The organism is Singulisphaera sp. GP187, assembly GCF_900129635.1.
GTDB lineage: Bacteria > Planctomycetota > Planctomycetia > Isosphaerales > Isosphaeraceae > Singulisphaera.
This window is the reverse complement of sequence record NZ_FSRB01000001.1, coordinates 1,141,613-1,164,789: the sequence shown is the minus strand read 5'-3', so window position 1 is coordinate 1,164,789 and position 23,177 is coordinate 1,141,613. Positions and strand designations below refer to the sequence as shown.

Genomic DNA, 23,177 nt, shown 5'->3' with positions numbered 1-23,177 from the left:
AAAGCGGGACGACCGTCATCGTACCTGCCACGCGCAATTCACCCCCGACTGGCTAGGATCGTTCAACCCTCCGAGTCCGTGGCCGCTTCCGCATCATCAACGGTGATCGATCTCACCAACGCGGATTCCCCCGTGGCCGGCACATGCTTCATCGTATTCGGCTCCTGAACGCCGAAGCGGAAACGACGAGATTGAGTGGGGAGAGAACGCCGGACTATCACTTCGACGAAGGACGACCTTACAATGAATTCGAGGACGACCGAACTGGGGGTGAGTCAATTTCTCTTGGCCGCCTTCGCGGCCACAGTCCCAGGTTGCGGCCCGTGAGAGAGGATCATCCGTGTCGAAGAAGCAACCTCAGTCGAGCCCCGAGCCGGTCAAGAACGAGGTGTCAGGTCGAACCTCAAGGTTCTGGGCGCGGACCGGCATGGCGATCGGGCTGGTCCTTGTCCTGATAGCGTCGTTCACAGCCGCCTCAAGGCGCGGGGGTTCGCCAGCGGACCGCGGAAAAGCAGGCGGCCCGAGCCTCGCCAAGCCTCCTGGAGTGGCGCCGGAGGGGATGGTGTGGGTCCCCGGTGGTGAATTCGCCATGGGTTCGGATGATGAGTCGATGTCCGACGCCCGGCCGGTCCACCGCGTCGCCCTCGACGGTTTCTGGATGGACCGCACCGAGGTGACCAACCGGCAATTCGAGCAGTTCGTGCGCGAGACCGGTTATAAGACGGTGGCCGAGCAAGCGCCCGACCCCAAAGCCTTTCCCGGAGCCCCCAAGGAACTGCTGGTCCCAGGGTCGCTCGTATTCTCGCCTCCGGTCGGCCGTGTCTCCCTGGACGATCACCTGGCCTGGTGGCGGTACGTCCCGGGTGCGGACTGGAAGCACCCGACCGGTCCCGACAGCAGTCTTCGTGGGCTCGAAGATCACCCGGTGGTCCAGGTCTGCTTTGACGACGCCGTCGCCTTCGCGAAATGGGCCGGCAAGCGGTTGCCCACGGAAGCCGAGTGGGAGTACGCCGCGCGGGGTGGTCTCGACGGCAAGCGCTACTGCTGGGGCGACGACCTGCTCAAGGGGGGCAAGTGGCAGGTCAACAACTGGCAAGGACTCTTCCCTAGTGAGAACATGAAGGAAGATGGATTCGACGGCACCGCCCCGACCGGTTCGTTCGCCGCGAACGGCTACGGCCTGAGCGACATGGCCGGAAACGTCTGGGAGTGGTGCGCGGACTGGTATCAGCCCAACTACGACCCCTCTCAGAAGCGAAATCCGCAGGGGCCCGACTCCAGTCATGACCCGGCCGAGCCTGGGATTCCCAAACGCGTCCAGCGTGGTGGCTCGTTCCTGTGTAGCGACCTCTATTGCGTCCGCTACCTTCCGGGAGCGCGTGGAAAAGGGGCCACGGACAGCGGGGCGTCCCACGTCGGCTTCCGCTGCGTACTCGCTCCCAAGTCGACGCCTTGATCGATCTCGATCCTTGGAAATCGCCTGGTCGCGGCCATTCGGCTCAGGAACCGTACCCGATCTGGTCGCTCTGGCCGGGTGCGCTTCCCCAGGCTCGGTCCCCCGCCACATTCCCCAGTCCGTCCCCGCCGGGAGTCCGCGGCCGTTGTCTCATTTTCACGAGTCGAACCTGTTCTGGGTTTCCTCACAGCTTTTAACGACCCTGGGCTTCGTTCTCGGCATCATCCTGGTCGGTCACTTGCTCAAGTCGCGGCGATCGACCTCGAGCACGATCGCCTGGTTGTTGATCGTCGTCCTGGTCCCCTACATGGGGGTCCCCTTGTACCTGATGATCGGCGGCCGGAAGATGCGACGGCGGGCGGAGAGCAAAGAACAAGTCTACCATTGTCGACGTAAGCCCCCCTCGGAGACGTCGGGCGGACCCGCCGAACGGATTCTTCAGTCCTTCGGGATTCCGCCGGCCACTTCGGGAAACCAGGTCGAACCGGTCACCAGCGGCGAGGAAGCCTACCGGCTCCTGCTCGAGTTGATCGATCAGGCCGAGCAATCGATTTACATTACCACATATATTCTGGGTCGAGGGCCGGTCGGCACGGCGATCATCGAGCGGTTGGCAAAGCGCGCGGCCGACGGAGTGAGCGTGCGTCTCTTGCTCGACGACGTCGGGTCTTGGCGGGTTGGCCGACGGTTTGTCTCCCCCTTGACCGCGGCCGGAGCCAAGGTCGCCTTTTTCATGCCGATGCTCCACTTGCCGTTTCGGGGACGGACCAACCTGCGGAACCACCGCAAGATCGTGGTGGTGGATGGCCGACACGCCTTGACCGGGGGCATGAATCTGGCGGAAGAATACATGGGTCCGACCCCTGACCCGACCCGCTGGCGCGACTTCTCGCTCGTCAGCTCAGGCCCGGCGGTTGCGGATCTCGCCGCCTTGTTCCGGTCCGACTGGAAATTCGCGACCGGCGAGACCATCGCCCAGGACGAAGCGAGCCCCGTCCCGATCGCGCCCAACGGCTCGATCGCTCAGGTCGTCGCCAGCGGCCCTGATGTTTCAGGAGACCCACTCTACGAAACGCTCGTTTCCGTGGCGTTCGCCGCGCAGCGACGGATCTGGGTCGTCACCCCCTACTTCATCCCCGACGAAACGCTCGCCCGGGCGCTCGAGCTCGCCGCCCGACGCGGGGTCGACGTCCGCGTGATTGTCCCGGCACAGTCAAACCATGGGATGGCCGACCTGGCCCGGGTCAGCTACCTGCGTCAGATCCAGCAGGCGGGAGGACTGGTCCTGCTCTACCAGCCGGGGATGGTTCACGGCAAGGTGGTCTTGATCGACCACGACCTGGCGATCGTCGGATCGGCCAACATGGATATGCGTAGTCTTTTCTTGAACTACGAGGTGGCCGTCTTTCTCTACTCGCAGCCCCAGGTCGACGCCACGGCAACCTGGATCGAGACGCTCATGTCCCAAAGCCAGCGCGGGCTCTCAGAGCGTGGCCAGTTGACCCAGGTCGCCGAGGATGTCGTACGACTGCTCTCCCCCCTGCTCTAGTCTCAACCGATCGCCGCCCGCCTCGAATCAGCGAGCGAGCGTCGCGGTCCTTCCCGATCAAAACAGAAAGGCGAGCGGGAAAGGTCCCACTCGCCTTTGGATTCCACGCTTGTCGCGAATCAAGACAGCTCGAACCAACGATCGATCGAGGGATCAGCGGTTGAGCGATCGCGCGAGGATCAGGTTCACGGGAACCCGCCACGTGATGACGGGGTCCCAACGCGACAAACGGGGATCAATAGCGGCGTCCGCCACCACCGCCACCGCCATAGCCGCCACCACCGCCGCCGTAGCCACCACCACCACCGCCGTAGCCACCGCCGCCGCCGCCTCGCCCACCACGGCTGCCGCCGCCGCCACCGTAGCCGCCACCACCGCCGCCTCGGTCCTCACGCGGCTTGGCTTCGTTCACGGTCAGGCGCCGTCCGCCATGCTCCTGGTCATGGAGACCGTCGATGGCGGCCTGGGCCTCGGCGTCGCTGTCCATTTCGACAAAGCCGAATCCCTTGCTACGGCCGGTATCGCGGTCCTGGATGACCTGGGCGCTCTGCACCGTCCCGAATTCACCAAACATCTGTTCGAGGTCGGTGTTGCTGACGGTATAGGCCAGGTTTCCGACGTAAAGCTTCTTGCCCACCATCCATCTCCTTGATAAGGAGGTCATGACCCGCCAGACACTTTCCGGGTCAACGAGAAAGGGGCCAACCTGGCGGCCCAACAGGTGGGAAGGACGAGAGAGGATGGCGAATGCCGATTCTGCGAGAATCAACGTCGCGTGCTCGATCGGCGAACCTACCGATCAGGAGTATAATCCTGAGGATCGCTGAAATACACACCTTTTCCACGAATTTGTGAGAGGATCATCGCGGGCCCGTCAAGACCAGGATGACCCTCAGGATCAAATTCATCGATTTTCACCGATCGAACAGCGGCCGGACACTCATTGAGGGAGGTGGATTCCAACATGCTTGAGCAGTGAGCGAATCTGGTTGCCGGCGTTCTGAGATTCCTCGTACTGTCGGACGACTTCTTCGATCCGCCGATGCGCCTCGGCCAGTTCCGCCTCCACGGCGGTGCGTGCGTCGACGCTGGATTGCAACTCGGCCGCGAGCTGATCGGCCCGTTCGGTCGTGGTCTTCAGGGTCGCGTCCCTCTCGGCGAGACGTTGCTCGGCCTCTCCGGCGGCACGTTCGAGCCGGGCGGCCGCGTCGTTGCGAACCGACTCCAGCTCTTGGCGAAGCGTGGTCATGGCCTGAACCAACGTCTGCCGTTTGCCGTCGAACTCGCTCTCGCGCCGTTCGAGCTCCGCGCGAAGTTCGCGGACTTCGCCGGCCAACGCGTCACCGCGCTCGGCCGCGGCGTCGGTTCGCTGGCGGCTCTCCTCGAGTTGCGTGTTGAGCTGGGCCAACTGATCGCGATGAGTCTCCTCCGCTTCGCGATGCGCCGACTCGACCTCATCGAGTCGCGACGCCAGGCGAATCCGCTCCTCGCCCAACCGCTCGTGGCGGCGACGGATCTCGTCGGCCTCTCCGGTCAGACGGGCCACGGCTTCCTGATGAGCCTGGTCCGCGTCCTGGTGCGCGACCTGAAGCTCGCCGAATTCACCGGCCAGATGGTCGCGTTCCTGGGTCAGTTCCGCATGGGTCGTATGAGCGCTCTCGAGCTCGAGGTGCAATTCGTCGAGCTGAACCTCGAGCCGCTGGCGTTCCGCCGTCGCCTCCGTGCCCGCCTGGTCGAATCGGCGTTGCAGCGCCTCGAGTTGCTCTTGAGCGAGTTGCCGCTCGGTCGCGGCCCGCTGTCGCTCCTCGAGAAGCCGTTGCTCAGCCTCCTCGGTGAGTGTCTCACGCTCCGTATTCCAGAGGACGCGGGCCTCGTCGAACTGCCGCTTTCCGGTTTCGAGCGCCTCCTCACCCTGGGCCTTCGCCTCGCTCAGCGTTCGCAACTCCGCCGCCGATTGGTCGCGCTCGACCCGAACCGTCGCGAGTTCCTCACGAAGCAGCTCGATCACCTCCGACTCCCGGGACGCCTGCGCGGAACGGACCGCTTCCAGCTCCTCACGGAGCTGATCCCGGCCCGTCCGGACCTCTTCCAGTTCCTGAGCGTGCGTCTCCCGAACCGCGTTCAGCTCGAACGCCGCCTCCGACTCCCGGGACGCCTGCGCGGAACGGACCGCTTCCAGTTCCTCGTGGAGCCGATCCCGCTCCGTCCGAGCCGCGTTCAGCTCGGACGCCGCCTCCGACTCCCGGGACGCCTGCGCGGAACGGACCGCTTCCAGTTCCTCGTGGAGCCGATCCCGCTCCGTCCGAGCCGCATCCAGTTCCTGGGCCAGCGTCTCTTGAGCGGCACCCAACTCGGGCGCCGGCTCCAAATCCCGGGACGCACTCGTGGACCGGACCTGATCGAGCTCCTCGCGGAGCCGATCCCGCTCCGTGCGGACCGCTTCCAGTTCCTGGGTCAGCGCCTCCTGAGCCGCGTTCCATTCGACCGCCGGCTCCGGCTCCGACTCCCTGGCAAGCCCCGCCGCGCGAACGGCTTCGAGCTCCTCACGCAGTCGGTCCCGCTCGGAACGAACCGCTTCAAGCTCCTGGGCCCGACCGTCCTGCGCCCCCACCAACTCGTCGCGGACCCGCTCCAACTCGCCCTTGAGCTGGTCGCGCTCTTGCGTGACACGTTCCAACTCTTCGCGGAACGGTGCCCCGGCCACCGACTCGTCCCCCGCCTCGGCTAAGACGGAAGCGTCGCCCTCCGGAGCTTGAATGACAAACGCATGCTCGCAACGCTTACAACTGACCTTCTTCCCGATGTACTCGACTCGGGCTCTCAGGCTCTCTTGGCATTGTGGGCAACGAATCTGAATATGAGTCGACATGTCGGAGGCAACTCCGCGTGGTTCGCAGACCGGGCCGACCAGGCCGACGCCGTCTACCCATATTACCAAATCCGAGAGAAACCTCAAATCCGTGGGAAAAGAAAAACACAAAGCGGTGGTGGACGCCTGAGATTTTGGGCTCAGGCGTAGAGTCGCTGGCCGTTTTCGCGAACGTCGGCCCCGTTTTCATAGAGAAATTCGAGGCAGCGGCGCGGTAGTCGGCATTGGAGCAAGACGCGATCCTCCTCATCGTAGACCCGATTGAGGATCTGCGCGTGCTGAGCGAGGTAGGCCAGGACCCGGCCGTTTTCCACACCCGTTTCGATTTCCGCGTCGAGGGACCGTTCGTGCAACGACTCGCGAACCGCCAGTTCGAGGCGGTCGATGCCATCGCCCTGAGCGGCGCTGATGGTGATCGGGTCGTGATGATGAGCCTTGAGCACGTCGAGGAACGAGCGATCGGGGACGCGATCCGCCTTGTTCAGCACGAGAATCGTGGGTTGATCGGCGAGTCCGAGCTCCTCGAGGACGTTTTTGACCGCGCGGATCTGCATTTCCGCTTCCGGGCTCGAAGCGTCGACCACATGCAACAGCAGGTCGGCCTGACGGGCCTCTTCCAGGGTGGCTTTGAACGAGGCCACCAGGGAGTGGGGCAGGTTCCGAATGAAACCGACCGTGTCGGAGAGAAGCACCTGCCCGCCCCCACCGAGCCGCCAGCGCCGGGTGCGAGTATCGAGGGTGGCGAACAGTTTGTCCTCGACGAAGACTCCGGCGTCGGTCAGGGCATTCATCAGCGTGCTCTTGCCGGCATTCGTGTAGCCGACGAGTGAGACGCTCGGCGTGTCACTTCGCCCTGCGACTTCGCGTTCCTTGCGGGCCTGGACTTTCCCCAGCTTCGCTTTCAAGTCCTGGATGCGGTGGACGACCAGTCGTCGGTCTTCCTCGAGTTGCTTTTCACCAGGACCACGAACCCCGATCCCGCCTTTGTAGCGCGACAGGTGGGTCCACATCCGCTTGAGCCTCGGCATCGCGTATTCAAGTTGAGCGAGCTCAACTTGGAGGTGGGACTCGTGGGTCCGGGCACGGGTGGCGAAGATATCGAGGATGACCTCGGTCCGGTCGATCACCTTGACCCCGAGGATCCGCTCTAGGTTGCGGGTCTGGGCGGGGCCGAGGTCATTGTCGAAAACAACGAGATCCGCCTCGTGTGCCTCGACGAGTTCCTTGAGTTCGGCCACCTTGCCCGAGCCGATGTACGTGGCGATATCCACATGCTGCCGCTTCTGGAGCATGCTCCCAACCACGACCAGCCCGGCCGTCTTGGCCAACCCCCGGATTTCATCCAGCGGGTCCTCGTGGGAATATTCGCCGTCGGAGAGCAGGACTCCGACGAGTATCGTTTTCTCACGGCGATCGAGACGCTCGGTGCTTTTGAGTTCGCCCAAGGTGGAGATTGACCTCTCGAATGAGTGGGGAAGTGAGCCAGGGTCAACGACGCCAAATTTTAGATCCAGGCCATCACCGCGTCAACGACGACGGCGACGGCCCCATCGGCGGACACGCCCAGCGTATTATAGGTTCGTCGTCCGCGGCCATCCGGTTCAATCGAATCATTCGGATTCCCGTTTCCGAGGTCAAGGCGTCGCGAGCACCCGCCGGGGTACGATGGAGCCGGACTCGGGGATTGCCTCGGCGATGGCGGCCAGGTCACCGTCCGGCCCAACCAACGCGATTTCTCCCGCCAAAATCGGCGGCCCGGAAAAAGCCGTTAGGCTGAGGGCCCGTCCCTGGATCAGCTCGGCGACTTGAGCGCCCGTGACCGCCAGGTTTGGCAACGCCGCAACGGCCTCGGAGGCGGACCGGAGTGAACCCGCGAGTGTCTCCGCCGTGAGCGTCAACGGGTCCAGCGCCTCCTCGATGCAAAACGAGCCGATCCGGGTCCGAACCAGGACTTCGACGAGACCGCCACAACCGAGTGCCTCACCCACGTCGCGCGCGATCGACCGGACATACGTCCCGCTGCCGCAGGCGATCTCGAGATCGAGGCGGGGCCACTCATACTTCAGGAGGTCGATCCGGTCAATCCGGACCAGGCGCGGTTCGAGCGTCACCACCTGCCCGGCACGGGCGAGGTCGTAGGCACGCTTGCCCCCCACTTTCAGGGCCGACACCTCGGGGGGCCTCTGGAGGACCGTACCGATCAAGGGACCGAGCGCGGCCTGAATCTCAGGCAGGCTCGGTTGGCGCGGCGCCTCAACCTCAACCACCGTTCCGTCGGCGTCGAGCGTGTTGCTTACCGCCCCGAGCCGGACGGTCGTTCGATAAGTCTTGGGCATCCTCTGCACGTATTCGATCAGCCGGGTCGCCTTCCCCAGGCAGACCACCAAAACTCCCGAGGCCAGTGGGTCGAGGGTACCGGCGTGACCGACCTTCATCCCCCGACGCTGGCGGGAGATGATGTTGACCACATCGCGCGAGGTCATGCCCCCTGGTTTATTGAGATTGAGCAGACCAGACTCCGCGCACTTCAATTCATCCTTCGCCACGACCCTGTAACCTCCCCGAACTCTGTAAGACCCAGTGAATTCTTCGTCCCACCCAACGTTGTCTGGGCCTCGACCGACTTTTCCGCTCCGGCCGAATCGTGGCATGCGATCCGGCCCCCTACCTCATCCAGTGGATTCTGCCCCGACTCGGCGGTGGTCGACCGATCGACGTTGACCACAGCCAGCCCTCGCTCGATGATAACAGGGAAACGTGACCCGACGAGACTCGGCTTGGTTCGCCGTCATTCTCAGTGCTCGAGAAAAGCGAGACTTAGGCTCTCAAGGAAGCGAGGAACCATGCCCATTCTCCCTGCCGAACCCGATCACTTTCCCGCAAACCTCTGGCAAGACGATTCCACCAGCTTTTGGCAAGGCCGCCACTGGTGGTGTCTCCACACCAAGCCGCGCCAAGAAAAGGCCACGGCACGCGACTTGAGATCGAAGCAGATCGCCTACTACCTCCCCCAGGTCGTCCACGAAGACCGAACACCGCAAGGCCGCAAGACGCGTTCCATCGTCCCCCTGTTCACCAGCTATCTCTTCCTCCTCGGCGACGAAAACGAGCGAATCGAGGCCCTCCGCGGAAATCGCCTCGCCAACGTGCTCGACGTCTCCGACCAGGAAAACCTGGCCCACGACCTCCGCCAGATCCACCAAATGCTCTCGTCGGGACTGACCGTCGTCCCCGAACCGGTGATGCCCGTGGGCGCCCAGGTTCGGATCAAAACCGGCCCCCTCGCCGGTATCGAAGGCAAGGTCATCAAACGCGGGAAGCGCGACCAGTTCATCGCCATCGTCCAGTTCCTCGGCCGAGGAGCCGCCGTCGATCTCGAAGACTGGCAAGTCGACCAAATCGAAAATTGAACCGGGAAACGACCAAGCCGCGCTCCCTTCAAACCGATTCTGATCCTCGGGTCGACCGCTGGCCCCTCGGGCTGACCACGTTGAACAGGGCGGGAGTGGACTCCGACCGTGTCGTTTACAAAAAAATAAAATCACGCCCCGCCAGCCCTTGCCGAAGCGGGCCCACGACCTAGAATTCATGCATGCAATCGCGACGTCAAAACGATTCGAACTCCGGCCGATCGGACGCACAAGTGGCGGCGCAACTCGGAATCCGTTCTGAGTGGCCAAGGCCTGCCGGCAGAGAACAACCGGCGCGGTCATCAGTAACCGCAAACTCTTGAGATGTCTTCCGGAATCATCGAGTCATTGAGAAGAGGGGTCTTCTCGGATATAAGAGTGTATGGGTCTGATCGATCAATGCGGATCGATCGTGCGTATTCGATATTGCGAGTATCGAGTCGCACCGAGCGACGGTGCCTCGCCGACCTGGACAAACCTGATGACAGAAATGCTTACCTTCAAACGATTGGAGCGTACGGTCAACTTGATCGCGCGCCACCCGTTCTACCCGGGAAAGCCCGAGGCCGTCCACGACTGTTTGGACGACCTCGAGGATCGCTATCGCGATGGATCGCTAACCCACGAACAAAAATCCATTCTGGTCTCGCTCTTAACCACCGAGGACGCAAACTCGATCGAACCGACCGAAAGCGATTGTTACCCCAGGCACCATCGCTCGTCCTGACCGCGAACGACCGATGGGCCCTACCGTCCCCCCTCGTCCTCGCAAGCGGGTTCCCGCCGGCTTCAGGGAACCGAAAGCTGCTGGAAGAGGAAGGTCCATTTATCGGCGTCCTCTTCGATCCGTTTGGTCAGGGGCTTGCCCGCGCCATGGCCCGCCTTGGACTCGACCCGGAGGTAGATCGGGCGGTCGGATGCCGTGCCGGCCTGGAGCCGTGCGGCCATCTTGTAGGCGTGCATCGGCTCGACCCGGGTGTCGCTCTCGCCGGTCAGGAGCAGAACGGCAGGGAAGCGCTCCCCTTGCTTGACGTTGTGATAGGGGGAATAGGCCCTCAGCCAGGCGAACGCCTCGGGATCATCGGCCGAGCCATATTCCGGAATCCAGTTCCGCGCGATCGAGAACCGATGGTAGCGGAGCATGTCGCAGAGCGGCACCGCACAAATCACCGCGCGGAACAGGTCGGGACGCTGGGTCAGACAGGCCGAGACGAGAAGACCGCCATTGGATCCGCCCTCGATGGCAAGCTTCGCCGGGTTGGTGTACCCCGACTTGATCAGGTATTCCCCGGCGGCGATGAAGTCATCGAAGACGTTCTGCTTCTTGCCGAGCCGGCCGGCGGCGTGCCACTCGCGTCCAAGCTCACCGCCGCCGCGAAGGTTGGCGATGGCATAGACACCCCCTTTGTCGAGCCAGACTCGGAGGTCGGCGTCATACGCCGGGGTCAGGCTGATGTCGAAGCCACCGTAGCCATAGAGCAAGGTGGGAGCCTTCGATTGCGGCTCGAGTCCCTTCTTGCTCAGCACGAACATCGGCACCTTCGTCCCATCCTTCGAGGGGTAGGTCACCTGCTTGACCTCGTAGTCCCCGGGATCAACCTGCGCGGTGGAGCGGTCGATGACGACCGGTTCTCCACCGTCGAGATTGAGTTGGAAGACGGTCGCGGGATAAAGAAACGACTGAAACGAGTAAAAAAGTTCTTTCCCGTCCCATTCTCCGTTGAGACCGCTGACCGTACCGAGCGACGGCAGGGGAATCTCACGAAGTTTCCGCCCGTCGAGGTCGTGAACCGCGAGCGATGAGACGGCCCGCCGGCTGGTGAGCACGGCGATCTTCCGGTCGACGACCCAGATCGCTTCGATCACGCCGCCGTCCGGCTCGGGAATGATCTCCTTCCAATCCGCGGGTGCCAGATGCTCCACGTCCGTGGCCAGGACCTGAAACCGGGGCGTCTTCGCGTTGGTGCGGATGATGACTTTTCCGTCGAAGATCGCGACGTCGACCTGGCCTTCGAGCCCGACCGCCAGGGGCACGATGGGGGTGTCGTCCCCGAGCCGCTTCAGGTAGAGGTCATTCTTGATCCAGTCGGTGGACGAGGAGATCACGACGAAGCGGCCGTCTTCGCTCTCCGAGACGCCGAGCCAGTCGATCTTGGAGCGGCCCTGGCCGAACACCATCGGGTCGTTCTCTGGGTTGGTTCCCAGAACGTGGCGAAAGATCTTGCGGTTGTACATCTCATCGCCGGCGGGGACGGTCCCCTTCTCGGGATACCGGACATACCAGAAGGCTTGCCCCGAGGGTTCCCAGGCCACCGTGCAGGCCCTGGTTCGCGAGATCGTGTCGGTCAGGTGTTCGCCGTTGGCGACGTTGAGAACCTTGAGCGTGCTCATCTCCGACCCGTTCGGGCTCGATCCGTAAGCCAGGAGTGAGCCGTCGGGCGAGGGGAACATCCAGTCGAGCGCGACGGTACCGTCCTGGCTGAACCCGTTGGGGTCGAGCACGACGCGCGGCTCGGCTTGAGCACTCCCCTCGCGCACGTAGACGATCGGCTGGTTCTTGAGCCCTTCGCGGCGCGTGAAGAAGTAGCGCTTGCCACGGACGATCGGAGCGCTCGTGGTCTGATAGTCGTAGAGCGTCCGAAGCCGCTCGACCAGGGCCGGGCGCTGGGCATCCGCGTCGAACGCCGCCCGCGTCACTTTCGTCTGCGCGGCCGCCCAGGCGCGAACCTCGGGGTCCGTCACGTCCTCGAGCCAGCGAAAGGGATCGACGATCTCAACGCCGTGATAAAGGTCGCTCGCGGGCCGCGCGGGGGTCTCCGGATAGGCCGGCCGCTTCGCTTCATCCCCTCGCGCCATCATCAACGCTCCCCCGATTGCCATCAAACCCGCGCCCAGTCCAATCTTTCGCGATGAGATCATCTCGAGCCCTCACGCTGTAAGTTCAGATCCACTCGGACGATGTCTGGTCTCGAACTTCTCACCGCCTCAACGGGCTCCGCCTAACGGGACCCGGACCGCCAGCGAGGCGGGCGCCAGGCAGGAGTTGTCATTGCAGGCCTGGTAGCGGATCTCGAACGTCAGGGCGTCCGGCACCGACTTCGCCTCGGCCTCAAGCCGCACGCGAACCTTCAAGGTGACCGTCCCCTCGTACAGGGGAACCGGTGCGCTACCGGGTTCGAGCACCCTGGCCTCACCGGCCGGATATTCGACCTTCCCGAGCGTCGCCGGCTGGTTGCGAGCCAGGGTGACGGTCGTCGGAATCAGGTTTTCCGAACCCGCCGGGTTGGCGTTGAGGTGCCAGCCTTCCTTGACCTTGACGGTCAAGTTGACGGCGATTTCCGCGCCGGACGCGAGGGTGGCCCCTGCCGCGACGGCGCCCTTTGCGACGATCATGGCATCGGGGTCGGCCGGCGCTTCGGGCGTCGGAGCCGCGACGACCGCCGCGGGTCGGGCATCGAGATATTCACCGAGTGCGACGACCAGCAACGGAAGTGCGCCGGGATTCTGGGCGAGGGTCGAGCTGAAGGCGTCGAGCGCCTTATTCGCCTGGTCGAGATAGCGCGGTTCGCCGGTCGCCGCGGCGAGCGCGACGAGGTTGCGGATCGCCACGCTATTCCCGCTGGGCAGGGCGCCGTCATAGGGATCCTTGGGGCGGGCGAGGAGCGACTCGTGGCCGTCGGCCGTGTAGAAGAAGCCCCCCTCCTCAGTGTCGCTGAAGTCGGCGATCATCCGATCGGTCAGCTCGCGCGCCTGGGTCAGTCGTTTCGGGTCGCCGGTGGCGGCATGAAGGCGGAGCAGGCCATGGACGAGAAACGCATAGTCCTCGAGGTAGCCGGCCAGTTTCGCCTGGCCCGAGCGATAGGTCCGGAGCAGCCGACCATCGTGCGCGCGCAGCTTGGCCAGGATAAAGTCAGCGGCCTTGTCGGCGGCCTGGCGATACTTCGGGTCGTGCAAGATCCGGAACCCGTCGGCGTAAGCGGCGATCGTGAGGCCGTTCCAGGAGGTCAAGACCTTATCGTCGAGCAGCGGCGCCGGGCGGCGTTCGCGGACGGCCAGCAACTTCGCTCGGCCCGGGGCCAGGGTCACCTCAAGGGCGGCGGGGGTTGTCTTGAGGGTCGCGGCCTGGTCAGCGCGCGACCTCGGCTCGAGGAGAACGTATCGTTCTTTCTCGAAGTTGGGCTCGCGTTTGAGGCCGTAGACCTGGGCAAACGCCTCGAAGCCCGGCCCCGCGCCCAGGGTCTTCTCGACCTCATCGCGGGTCCAGACGTAATACTGACCTTCGTCACCGTCAGTCTCGGCGTCGATGGCCGAGTAAAATCCGCCCTCCGGCGAGGTCATCGACCGCGCGATGAACGCGAACGTCGCCTCCGCCTCGAGCCGCCAGCGCGGGTCGGCCGTGAGCTCGAAGGCGAGCAGATGCGTCGATGCGAGCTGGGCGTTATCATAGAGCATCTTTTCGAAGTGCGGGACGATCCAGTACCGGCTGGTCGCATAGCGATGATAACCACCGGCCAACTGGTCGCGGATCCCGCCTCGCGCCATCTGGTCGAGCGTCTTGACGACCATCGCCAGCGGGCCGGGCTTGGCGTCCTTTTCGTCTTTCTTGGCCGCCCCGGATGCGACTTCACGGCGGTGCTCGTCGAGCAAAAAGACGAGGTTCACCGGTTCCGGGAATTTGGGCCGGCGGGCATTCTCGGGATTGAAGCCAAAGCCGCCGTACTCCGGGTCAAACTGCTCGGCTAACTGCTCGCGCCCGAGTGCGGCGAGGGCGCGTGTCAGCGGCGCATGGCGGTTGCCATTCGACTTCGCGAGCGAGCGTCGGACCAGATCGGTCAGGCGGTCGGCCGACTCCTCAATCTGAGCCTTTTCGTCCCGCCAGGCATCAGCCACCCCGGCGAGCACCGTCGGAAACCCGCGAATCCCGTTGCGATCCTTGGGGGGGAAGTAGGTGCCGCCGTAAAAGGGACGCCCATCGGGGGTCAGGAACATCGACATCGGCCAGCCGCCGTTGCCGAACGCCTGGAGCGCAGCCATGTAGATCTGATCGATGTCGGGCCGCTCTTCGCGGTCGACCTTGATGCAGACGAACTTCTGGTTCATCAGCTTGGCGATCTTCGGGTCCTTGAAGCACTCGCGTTCCATCACGTGGCACCAGTAGCACGAGCTGTAACCGATCGACAGGAAGATCGGTTTCTTCTCGGCCTTGGCCTTGGCGAACGCTTCGGGCCCCCAGGGATACCAGTCGACCGGGTTGTGCGCGTGGAGGAGGAGGTAGGGACTCGTTTCCTTGGCCAACCGATTGGCGGGAGCTTTGGGTTCCGGGTCGGCCCGCGCCTCGGGTCCGCTCGCAAGCGTCGCGAGGGCCGTTCCGATCAGGAGCAGAAGGCTGGCGGGAGGGGAGAGCATGGCGCTACGGTGCATCGCGGTGTCCTTCGCCAGGGTGGGCCACCCCATTGCAAACGGGCGTGGCTGATCGGCGGCCGTCGCGAAAACGGGCCGGACGGAACGGGCCTTCCGTGAGCCACCGATTCTACGCGACAAGGCCGTGGGAACCAACCGCCCGAAATCGGAGCGCAGCCTGGGCCGAAGGCCGGCCAGTCCCTTGGGAGACTCCGCCAACGGGCCGGATTCCACCGGTCGGACCGGGTCGCTTACTTGCCGACGGCCTGGGTCACCCTGACTTTTTCCATGTCTTCCACCGGTTGTTCGATATCGTCATGCGTCACGTAGATGCGACAGGTCGCCAAACCGGTCTTGATCGCCTGGACCTGGATCCCCAGAACGATTTCCTGGCCAATGTCGAGTCGTTCGATCATCGGGAAGAGGAATTCGCCGTTGACCGGCTTACCCGCGGCGTCCTGCTTGTAGCGAGCAGGCTCTTCGGTCCCCGCCGTCTTCGTGACGGTCACTTCCGGTGAATGCCGACCGCTGATGAGAATCTTCGTCGCCGCCTTCGAGCCCTTGTTCTTGACCGAAATGGTGAAGGTCGTGGTCTGATTGACGTCGATCACGCGTCGGTCTTCCGAGATCTCAAGGGCGATGTCCGCCAGGGGAATCACATCCGTGGTCGTGATTTCCTTGGCGTTCAAACCTTGATCGCCCACCGCTTGGACGGTGAGCTCGTAGAGCCGTGGGCCTCCCATGCGCACCTCAAACCCGAGATTCACCTTACCCAGAGGCTCGACCGGGAAGGCATCCCAGGTGAGCCGACGCGACTGGATGTCAAACTTCGAGCCCGCGGGGGGCTTGACGAGTTGGGCATTCACCGGCACGGTCACCTGCACCCGGACGTTGTTCGCCTTGGCGGTTCCCGGGTTCTCGACCGCAATCGCGTAGCTGGCGATCGTGTCGGTATAGCGTTCCTTGGGACCGACCATTCTGACCGCCAGCTTCGGCTCGATCACCGTCACGACCTTGGTGCTCCGCGCCTCCTCGGCTCCGGGTGCAACATCGGGGCTGGTCACGTCGACCTTGCAAAATTGTTCGCCCCCAAGGTAGGCATCGGCGACCAGCGGGTCGAGCGCGACGTGCTGATTGGGAAGCAGGTCACCCAGCGACAACTCAAACAGGTTTTGATCGCTCGAGCCGCTGGCGTCCGCCCGCAGGCCGGGGCTCAGCTTGGCCCGAACGATCACGTCCCGGGCTGGGCCGTCGCCCGTGTTGGTCACGGAGATCCGGTACTCGACCGTCTGACCCTTGAGGACCTTGGCCGAGGTGACGCTCTGCTCGACTCTCAGTTTCGGCTGATAGACCGTGGTGCGCGACTTCGCCCCCGATCTCATGGTGACCGTCACCGCATGGTCGAACGGCCCCGTCTTGGTCGGCTTGACCTTGAGGAGAATCTCCTGCTTGCTTCCCGCGCGGACGGTCCCCAGGTGCCAGACCAAGAGCGTGTCGGGTCCGCGTTGTTCTTGGGGCTGGCTCGAGACGAATTCGAGCTCGGGGGGAAGCGCATCGCGAACGACGACGCCAATGGCATCGGCCGTGCCGGGATTGCTGACGATGATTTTGTAGGTTGCGGGCGTGTTCAAATTGAGCGTGGCCGGTCCCTTGACCTCGACCGACAACCCCGCAGATTGCACGCCGGTGCGCAGTCGTTCCGGCGACAGCACCAGCTCATCGGCCTCGTTGGGCGCCAGGCTCGCCGACGACTGGCCCGCGGGTTCTTTCGCGGCCGGCAAGGGGTTGTTCTCCGCGCCGGAAGGACCTGTCGCCGGCACGCCCGTGGGGCTTGCCGCCAGCGGGGCCTGGGAACGCTCGACGTCCGCGTCCCGCGTGGGAGCCGGTGTTTCGCTCGGTGAGGGAGCGCCCGGCGCGGGGAACGGATTCTTCGAGCCGAGATCAAGCACTTCCTGAGGCGGCGCGGGATCGGCCGGAGGCGGGGCGGACGGCATCGTACCATCGCCGACCGCCAACTCCTTGGTGACGGACGGATCGAAGCTCTCAGTCGGAGCCGCACCAGCACGAGCACCGGCTCCCGGAGCCGGCTGAGCTTGAACGCTCTTCGGCTTCAAGCCCGGGGCTTTCTTGGCCGAGGAACCAGGCGCACCACCGGTAGGGGTGGCCCGCGACGGCAATTCGGTGGCGGGCGTGGGCGACGATGGGGACGGCATCTCGGCCGGGGCCGGGAGCGCCTCGACCGGTGGCAGAGAAGCGGGAGCTTCGCCCTGCGCCAGCGTCATCCGCACGCCGAAACCGACGGTGAGCGCCAAAACTACAAGAAAGATGAATCGCCGGCCCATGGGAATCGGTCCCCTCCTTGGGAACGCCCCGGTCGTCGCCGCTGACGGCCATGTTTTCCTTTTCCAACCCAAATCACCAGCGCAATCCGGTGACGGAATCAGAGAGGCAAGGTTAGATAACAGATCCGGAAAATTCGAGGAAGATCAGTTTCCCGCCTCGATCAGGAGCGCCAGTCGATCGGCGGTCACCTCAGCGGCCTCCCCCGCCGGGACGGGCCAGCTCCGGACCTCGACCAGCCCGCGGAACCAGGTCGACTGCCGCTTGGCGAATTGCCGGGTCCGCGCCTTGATGCAGTCAACCGCCCGTCCGAGGGGCAGCCGGCCTTCCAGGTGGTCGATGATCTCACGATACCCCACCCCTTGCGCCGGGACCGGACCGAGCGGCTGAGGACCCGATTGGAGCCGCCGAACTTCGTCGACCAACCCGTCCTCGATCATTCGCTCGACCCGCAGGTTGATCCGCGCATGGATTTCGGGCCTCGGCCGGTCGATGGCGAAGACCGGAACGGTCGCGGGTGCGGGATGCTCGTGTTCTGTCTGGAGCGAACTCAAGGGCTGGCCCATGGTCGCGCTCACCTCCAACGCCCGGACGACCCGCAGCATGTCATTGGGATGGAGCCGCCGCGCGGTCACCGGATCGATCGCCTCCAGCCGCGCATGGAGCGCCACCCCGCCGACCTGGCGGTACTCTTGTTCGAGCGACTCCCGGAGCACCCGATTCGTCGCGGTCGCCTCGAACAGGCCGCGCAGCAGCGCTTTCAAGTAGAGGGCCGTCCCACCGACGAACAATGCACGTTTGCCGCGGCTTTCGATATCGGCGACCGCCGCGAGCGCCCAGCCGCGGTAGTCGGCCACACTGGCCGCCTGCCAGGGGTCGAGCACGTCGATCAGGTGGTGGGGCACTCCCCCCTGCTCCTCGGGCGTCGGCTTGGCGGTCCCGATATCCATGCCGCGGTACAGCGTCATTGAGTCCATGGCGATGACCTCGGCATCGAGCCGCCGGGCCAGGGCCACGCCGATACCGGTTTTCCCCGACGCTGTGGGACCGGTCAGGTAGATCGCACGATGCAAGGGAGTGGGCAGGTTGGACGAATCAGTGGTTATGGGCATCGGACCGGTCAACCTGTCTCATCAAAAAAGCGGGATAATGGGAGGAAAGTCGATCACCCTCGTTGAAGAAAAGCTCCCCGTTATGTTCTAATTCTTCTTCTGAGCACGGTCGACGTCGTTTCCGATTGTCACCGGGCTCGGCGCCGTCGGCAAGGAGAGGTTCGCCAGCAAAAACGCCTGCCCGCTTCATTCCCACTGAAGTTCCCGCCTGAAATGCCGATAATAAGGGTGAGCTTCTCAAGGTTGACGATCCCGTCCGAGCTTGTGAGCAAACACAGTTCAGGTGATCGTGCCCTTATGCCCACCGCCTCCAGCACTCAACTGGGGGTCGAGATGACCTTGCCCAAGGATCTCACGTTATCGTCGCTTCCGGTCCGGCAGTTGCTTGACACTTCTCTTGATCGTCTTCCCCGTCGGAACGCTAGCCTCTGAATCACGCCACGGGACATGGTGTCCCGAGGCACTTTCCCGTTCGTTGCGGATCATCTGATTCTCCCTATGCAAACCAATTCCGTCCCCGAAATCGAACAATCCGACCTGAAAGCCGCCCGCGATTTCTTGACGTCCCTCCGCACAGAGGAGCGACCCGTCCACCCCACGCACACCCACGCCCCCGCCCACAACAACAACAATCAGAACACCACTCGTGGGACTGTGACCGTGCGGAACGGCATTACTCGGGCTCGGACCCGCTCGGCCGCCAAGACGTCGGCCTGACCTGATCCAGACCGAGACGGCGACAACGCCGTTCTGGTGAAGAACCACGCTGTCCGGACACGGATCCGGACGGCGTACCTTTGCGCGCCTCGCCCACCCAAAACGGTGGTGGGCGAACCCGGCCCGACTCGAGAAATCGGTTAACTGCTTGCCACCGACGTGGGGTTCTGGTGGAGTAAAAGTTGTCGGGCATGCACGGTGTCGGGTCTCACTTGCGGGTTCCGCGAGGGTCGTCACGAACGCTGGAATGCGTGTTGCGGAACCGCTCTCTGCCGTGGTGCTCGCTCTTTTTGAGGCACACCATGTCATCCACAACCTCGGTGGTCGAGACATTCCCCGTCCGTGACGGGGCCACGACCTCTCCCGCTTCGGTGAACGACCTGGCGATTCGCGTCGGAACCGTCAACGGTTCGGGCAGCCAGTCGGCCAATCTCGTTCTCCTTCGCGCTCTCTATGGGATGGGCATCCCGTGCAGCGGCAAGAACGTCTTCCCTTCGAACATCGAAGGCTTGCCCACCTGGTTCCACATTCGGGCCTCCGCCAAAGGGTATGTCGGTCATCGGCTCGACACGCCGATCCTGGTCTGCATGAACGCCCATACGGCGGCTGACGACGTCCGTCAACTTCAGCCCGGCTCGATCGTCATCTACCGCGACGACTTCGACCTCGACGCCGTTCGCGACGACGTGCAGTACTTCCCCGTGCCGTTTCAGAAACTGGTCGAGGAAGCCTACCCGGCCGACAGCAAGGACAAGGGGTATCGCGACAAGCTCCGTAAAGTCATCAACATGGTTTACGTGGGGGTCGTCGCCTACGTTGCTGGAATTGAGATGGGCGAGGTCGAGGCCGCGATCCGCCGCGAGTTTCCAGGACGCAAGGCGAAGGCCGCCGACATCAACATCAACGCCGCGCGCACCGGCTTCGCCTGGGCCGAAACCCACCTGCCCACCGATCTGCCGTTCCGGGTCGAGCGGATCGACGGCCTGAGCAACAAGGTCCTGATCGAGGGCAACAAGGCCGCCGCCTTGGGCGCGGTCTTCGGCGGCACCAGCGTGCTGACCTGGTATCCGATCACACCCTCGAGCAGTCTGGCCGAATACACCGAGGAGTTCCTCAAGAAATACCGCACCGACGGCGACGGCAAACGGACGTTCGCAGTCGTTCAGGCCGAGGATGAACTGGCCGCCATCGGCATGGCCATCGGCGCGGGGTGGGCGGGCGCCCGCTCCCTGACGGCCACCTCGGGCCCTGGCATCTCCTTGATGACCGAGTTCGTCGGCCTCGCCTACTTCGCCGAGATCCCGGTCGTCATCGTCGACGTCCAGCGGATGGGCCCAAGCACCGGCCTACCCACCCGGACCAGCCAGGGAGACATCCTCAAGCTCCATCTACTCGGCCATGGTGATTGCCGACATGTTGTTTTGATCCCCGGTTCGGTCGGCGAATGTTTCAGCTTCGCGGTCGAAGCGCTCGACCTCGCCCAGCAATTCCAGACGCCCATCTTCATGGCGACCGACCTCGACATGGGAATGAACCTCTGGCTGTCCGACCCGTTCGCCTATCCAGAGAAACCGATCCATCGCGGGAAGCTGCTCGACGCGGCCGACCTCGAACGACTCGGCCAGTTCGAGCGCTACCGTGACGTGGACGGCGACGGGATCTGCTACCGCACGATCCCGGGGACCGAGAACCCGCTGGCGGCCTACTTCACGCGCGGAACGGGCCACAACGAGAAGTCGGGCTACAGCGAGCGGCCGGAAGATTGGAAGAAGAACCTCGACCGCCTGGCGCTCAAGCTCGAGACGGCGCGACGCAAGCTCCCTCCTCCCGTCATCGAGGGAGACGCAGGCGCTCGGGTAGGCTTGATCGCCTACGGGTCAAGCCACTGGGCGATGGTCGAGGCCCGCGACCTGCTTTCCGAGCAGGGGATCGCGACGGAATACTGCCGGATCCGCGCTTTGCCCGTCTCCGACGCCGTGACTCATTTCATCAGCCGACATGAACGTGTCTACGTGATCGAACAGAACCGAGACGGCCAAGTCGCCGCCCTGCTCCGTTCGTCGCTCTCCGGCACCCTGGCCGATCGCCTGGTGTCGGTCCCGCACTACAACGGCACCCCGCTGGCCGCGGTGAACGTCATCCGACCGATTCTTGGCTGGGAGAAAAACCCGTCAGGGCCGGGCTGGCCCACAGGAAACGTCGAAGCCGACAATCCACGCGTCCCGCACGCGCCCGAACTCTCCCCCGAATGAGTGCACTCGAACCGGCGAATGGCCGGAACGAGAGAAAGAAAAGGACGGTCCTGCCGCCCCTCCTTGACGTTCCGCTGCCCAGACCCGGACTCATCCCGACATCCCCCTCGTGCTTGGCGAGGCCCGCACCGGATACCGACTTCGTGCCAATGACTGACACACTCTCTGGCTCTCCCCCCAAGAGGCGATCGACTCATGGCCACCGATTCAATGATCCTCATCGAGAGTGAGGGACGTCGAATGTCCCTCCCGACCCTGGCGTTTCAGGGTCTCCCCTCCACACTCTGCAAGGGTTGTGGGCACAACAGCATCACCAGTTACCTCGTCGAGGCATGCAAAGCCGTCGGGGTCAACCCCTATAAGACCGTCAAGTTCAGCGGCATCGGCTGCTCGAGCAAGACCCCGGCCTACTTCCTCCAGTACAGCCACGGCTTCAACGCCTTGCACGGCCGAATGCCGTCAGTCGCCACCGGGGCCGCGGTCGCCAATCGGAGCCTTCGAAACATCGGGATCAGCGGCGATGGCGATACGGCAAATATCGGCATGGGACAATTCAAGCATGCCTGCCGACGCAACCTGCCCTTGGTCTACGTCGTCGAAGACAACGGCTGCTACGGTCTGACCAAAGGCCAGTTCTCGGCCACCGCCGACTTGCATGCGCACCTGCGCCGGGAGACCGGCGAAGAAAACACGATCCCGCCGTTCGACCTCTGCATGGAGGCCGTCACCGCCGGCGCCACGTTTGTCGCCCGCTCCTTCGCGGGCGACAAGAAACAGCTCGTCCCCCTTTTGAAGGCCGCCCTGAACCATCAAGGGCTCGCGGTCCTCGACATCATCAGCCCCTGCGTCACCTTTAACGACTTCGCGAGTTCGACCAAGAGTTGGGAGTGGGCCCGAGAGCACGAGGAACCGCTCCACGACGTCGGTTTCGTCCCCCGGCTCGCCGAGATCGAAGTCGAGCAAAAAGCCGGCGAAACCACCCGCGTCCAGCTTCACGACGGCTCCTGGATCGTGCTCCGCGCCCTGCGCCACGACGAGCACAAGGTGACCGACCGGCCCTCGGCCCTCCGGCTCTTGATCGAGAGCCAGGAACGCCACGAGTTCCTCACCGGCCTGCTCTACCTCGCCCCCGACCGCCCCGACTTCGTCACCATGCAGGGGATGACCGAAACGCCCCTGGCCCTCTTGCCCGACGAGTCACTCCGGCCCTCGCGGGAAACGCTCGAGGCGATCATGACGACGATCTGACCGTGGAGTCACCGTTCCGCGCAACCCACAAGTGCGCGTGAGTGGGTCTCCCCCACCCACGCGGGCGAAACCTGGTGGGCCATGCCCTCTTGTAAAGGTTGGCATGGCTGACCACACCTTTTGGCCGGCGGGTTCGCGTAAATGGGTGCCCCACCCCCGCGCAAGCGAAATCTGGTGGACCGTGCCCACCCCTCTATAGGAATACAAATCATCTACACGTTTCCATTACACAACATTACAACTCAACGATCGTGGTCCCGATTCAGCACCCGATCATTAATTACGTTTGTCGTGATCTGCGCATCGGTCTTCGGCGGGTTGCGATGGAAAATTGACTCTTAGGAACGGGACGCAAATCACTTCCCGAGTCTAACCCCACGAAGGTAGGCTGGGGCGAGACCTACAGCGGTTTACCGTCGAGTGGCGCACGCTCTCGCCGGTTTCAGCCCCAAGGGGCGGCCCAAGGTAGCCCGGGGCAACGCCCCGGGAAATCGACACGTTTAAATCGCATAGCCTGTAAGGGCGGCCTAGTTCGAGCGGCGGACTTGCGATGTAGATCGTTCTGGTACAACCTTTTAAGTCGCCCTTTCAGGGCTGCTAATCATCGTGGTTGAACCCCCAGGGCGTTGCCCTGGGCTTCCTTGGGCAGCCCCGTTGGGGTTGAATTTAAACCAAATAGTCCGAGGCGTATTCAAGATATAAGGTTGTTTTTCAGTTTTAGATTCACATAAAGTATTAACGGCATTGCGGGGCATGTCCGTGAATCGTTCTGAAATCGGGAAGTTATTTGCGTCCCGTTCCTAATCGTTCGCAATGGTATCAGG

Annotated in this window: 15 protein-coding genes; 7 read left to right on the top strand and 8 right to left on the bottom strand. The window is 63.7% G+C overall.

Translation table 11 applies throughout. The features are described from left to right. Window positions 1–340: 340 nt before the first annotated feature. A complete protein-coding gene (locus BUS42_RS04540) occupies window positions 341–1,456 on the top strand; it encodes a formylglycine-generating enzyme family protein (RefSeq protein ID WP_254053299.1) in 1,116 nt (371 codons plus the stop codon). 145 nt (window positions 1,457–1,601) lie between these two features. Next, window positions 1,602–3,005 (top strand): phospholipase D-like domain-containing protein, encoded by a 1,404-nt coding sequence (locus BUS42_RS04535; RefSeq protein ID WP_074305641.1) that lies wholly within the window; start codon window positions 1,602–1,604, stop codon window positions 3,003–3,005. A 235-nt stretch (window positions 3,006–3,240) separates the two neighbouring features. Here the strand turns inward: BUS42_RS04535 and BUS42_RS04530 are convergent, their stop codons facing one another. The 4 genes from BUS42_RS04530 to truB all read right to left on the bottom strand — a co-directional run bounded on the left by BUS42_RS04530 (window position 3,241) and on the right by truB (window position 8,420). Then, on the bottom strand, window positions 3,241–3,645 hold the full coding sequence (locus BUS42_RS04530) for an RNA recognition motif domain-containing protein (RefSeq protein ID WP_074305639.1): 405 nt from the start codon (window positions 3,643–3,645) through the stop codon (window positions 3,241–3,243). Window positions 3,646–3,945: 300 nt separating this feature from the next. Next, a complete protein-coding gene (locus tag BUS42_RS04525) occupies window positions 3,946–5,874 on the bottom strand; it encodes a coiled-coil domain-containing protein (protein ID WP_074305637.1) in 1,929 nt (642 codons plus the stop codon). A gap of 140 nt (window positions 5,875–6,014) precedes the next feature. Beyond that, window positions 6,015–7,319 (bottom strand): GTPase HflX, encoded by a 1,305-nt coding sequence (gene hflX / locus BUS42_RS04520; protein ID WP_074305635.1) that lies wholly within the window; start codon window positions 7,317–7,319, stop codon window positions 6,015–6,017. Between the two features lie 189 nt (window positions 7,320–7,508). Further along, window positions 7,509–8,420, bottom strand: a complete 912-nt coding sequence (truB, locus tag BUS42_RS04515) for a tRNA pseudouridine(55) synthase TruB (protein ID WP_074305633.1) — start codon at window positions 8,418–8,420, stop codon at window positions 7,509–7,511. Between the two features lie 297 nt (window positions 8,421–8,717). Here truB and BUS42_RS04510 point away from each other — a divergent pair, with 297 nt between their 5' ends. After that, a complete protein-coding gene (locus tag BUS42_RS04510; RefSeq protein ID WP_074305631.1) occupies window positions 8,718–9,284 on the top strand; it encodes a transcription termination/antitermination protein NusG in 567 nt (188 codons plus the stop codon). A gap of 412 nt (window positions 9,285–9,696) precedes the next feature. Beyond that, complete coding sequence (locus BUS42_RS04505; protein ID WP_254053298.1) at window positions 9,697–10,011, top strand: hypothetical protein; 315 nt, start codon at window positions 9,697–9,699, stop codon at window positions 10,009–10,011. Window positions 10,012–10,073: 62 nt separating this feature from the next. On the opposite strand, the gene BUS42_RS04500 is transcribed toward BUS42_RS04505, so the two are convergent. From BUS42_RS04500 to miaA, 4 genes are all read right to left on the bottom strand, one after another. Further along, window positions 10,074–12,143, bottom strand: coding sequence for a prolyl oligopeptidase family serine peptidase (locus BUS42_RS04500; protein WP_254053297.1), 2,070 nt, complete (start codon window positions 12,141–12,143; stop codon window positions 10,074–10,076). 126 nt (window positions 12,144–12,269) lie between these two features. Continuing rightward, window positions 12,270–14,705, bottom strand: coding sequence for a DUF255 domain-containing protein (locus tag BUS42_RS04495; protein ID WP_083670512.1), 2,436 nt, complete (start codon window positions 14,703–14,705; stop codon window positions 12,270–12,272). A gap of 230 nt (window positions 14,706–14,935) precedes the next feature. Continuing rightward, window positions 14,936–17,026: a DUF11 domain-containing protein gene (locus tag BUS42_RS04490; RefSeq protein ID WP_074305628.1), complete on the bottom strand. Its 2,091-nt coding sequence runs from the start codon at window positions 17,024–17,026 to the stop codon at window positions 14,936–14,938. A gap of 144 nt (window positions 17,027–17,170) precedes the next feature. After that, window positions 17,171–18,136, bottom strand: a complete 966-nt coding sequence (gene miaA, locus BUS42_RS04485) for a tRNA (adenosine(37)-N6)-dimethylallyltransferase MiaA (RefSeq protein WP_074305626.1) — start codon at window positions 18,134–18,136, stop codon at window positions 17,171–17,173. A gap of 498 nt (window positions 18,137–18,634) precedes the next feature. On the opposite strand from miaA, the gene BUS42_RS04480 reads away from it, so the two are divergent. The 3 genes from BUS42_RS04480 to BUS42_RS04470 all read left to right on the top strand — a co-directional run bounded on the left by BUS42_RS04480 (window position 18,635) and on the right by BUS42_RS04470 (window position 22,353). After that, on the top strand, window positions 18,635–18,853 hold the full coding sequence (locus BUS42_RS04480; protein WP_074305624.1) for a hypothetical protein: 219 nt from the start codon (window positions 18,635–18,637) through the stop codon (window positions 18,851–18,853). Between the two features lie 302 nt (window positions 18,854–19,155). Further along, the gene (locus tag BUS42_RS04475; protein ID WP_074305622.1) at window positions 19,156–21,105 is read left to right on the top strand and encodes a 2-oxoacid:acceptor oxidoreductase subunit alpha; all 1,950 of its coding nucleotides are present in this window, start codon (window positions 19,156–19,158) and stop codon (window positions 21,103–21,105) included. 195 nt (window positions 21,106–21,300) lie between these two features. Continuing rightward, entirely contained in the window at window positions 21,301–22,353 is a 1,053-nt protein-coding gene (locus tag BUS42_RS04470; protein WP_074305620.1) for a 2-oxoacid:ferredoxin oxidoreductase subunit beta, read from the top strand. Window positions 22,354–23,177 lie beyond the last annotated feature (824 nt).

Bases quoted from the DNA above. Each gene is read 5' to 3' on its own strand.
- BUS42_RS04530 (WP_074305639.1), bottom strand. From the start codon at position 3,645: ATGGTGGGCAAGAAGCTTTACGTCGGAAACCTGGCCTATACCGTCAGC.
- BUS42_RS04525 (WP_074305637.1), bottom strand. From the start codon at position 5,874: ATGTCGACTCATATTCAGATTCGTTGCCCACAATGCCAAGAGAGCCTG.
- BUS42_RS04510 (WP_074305631.1), top strand. From the start codon at position 8,718: ATGCCCATTCTCCCTGCCGAACCCGATCACTTTCCCGCAAACCTCTGG.
- BUS42_RS04500 (WP_254053297.1), bottom strand. From the start codon at position 12,143: ATGATGGCGCGAGGGGATGAAGCGAAGCGGCCGGCCTATCCGGAGACC.
- BUS42_RS04495 (WP_083670512.1), bottom strand. From the start codon at position 14,705: ATGCACCGTAGCGCCATGCTCTCCCCTCCCGCCAGCCTTCTGCTCCTG.
- BUS42_RS04490 (WP_074305628.1), bottom strand. From the start codon at position 17,026: ATGGGCCGGCGATTCATCTTTCTTGTAGTTTTGGCGCTCACCGTCGGT.
- miaA (WP_074305626.1), bottom strand. From the start codon at position 18,136: ATGCCCATAACCACTGATTCGTCCAACCTGCCCACTCCCTTGCATCGT.
- BUS42_RS04480 (WP_074305624.1), top strand. From the start codon at position 18,635: ATGCAAACCAATTCCGTCCCCGAAATCGAACAATCCGACCTGAAAGCC.
- BUS42_RS04475 (WP_074305622.1), top strand. From the start codon at position 19,156: ATGTCATCCACAACCTCGGTGGTCGAGACATTCCCCGTCCGTGACGGG.
- BUS42_RS04470 (WP_074305620.1), top strand. From the start codon at position 21,301: ATGGCCACCGATTCAATGATCCTCATCGAGAGTGAGGGACGTCGAATG.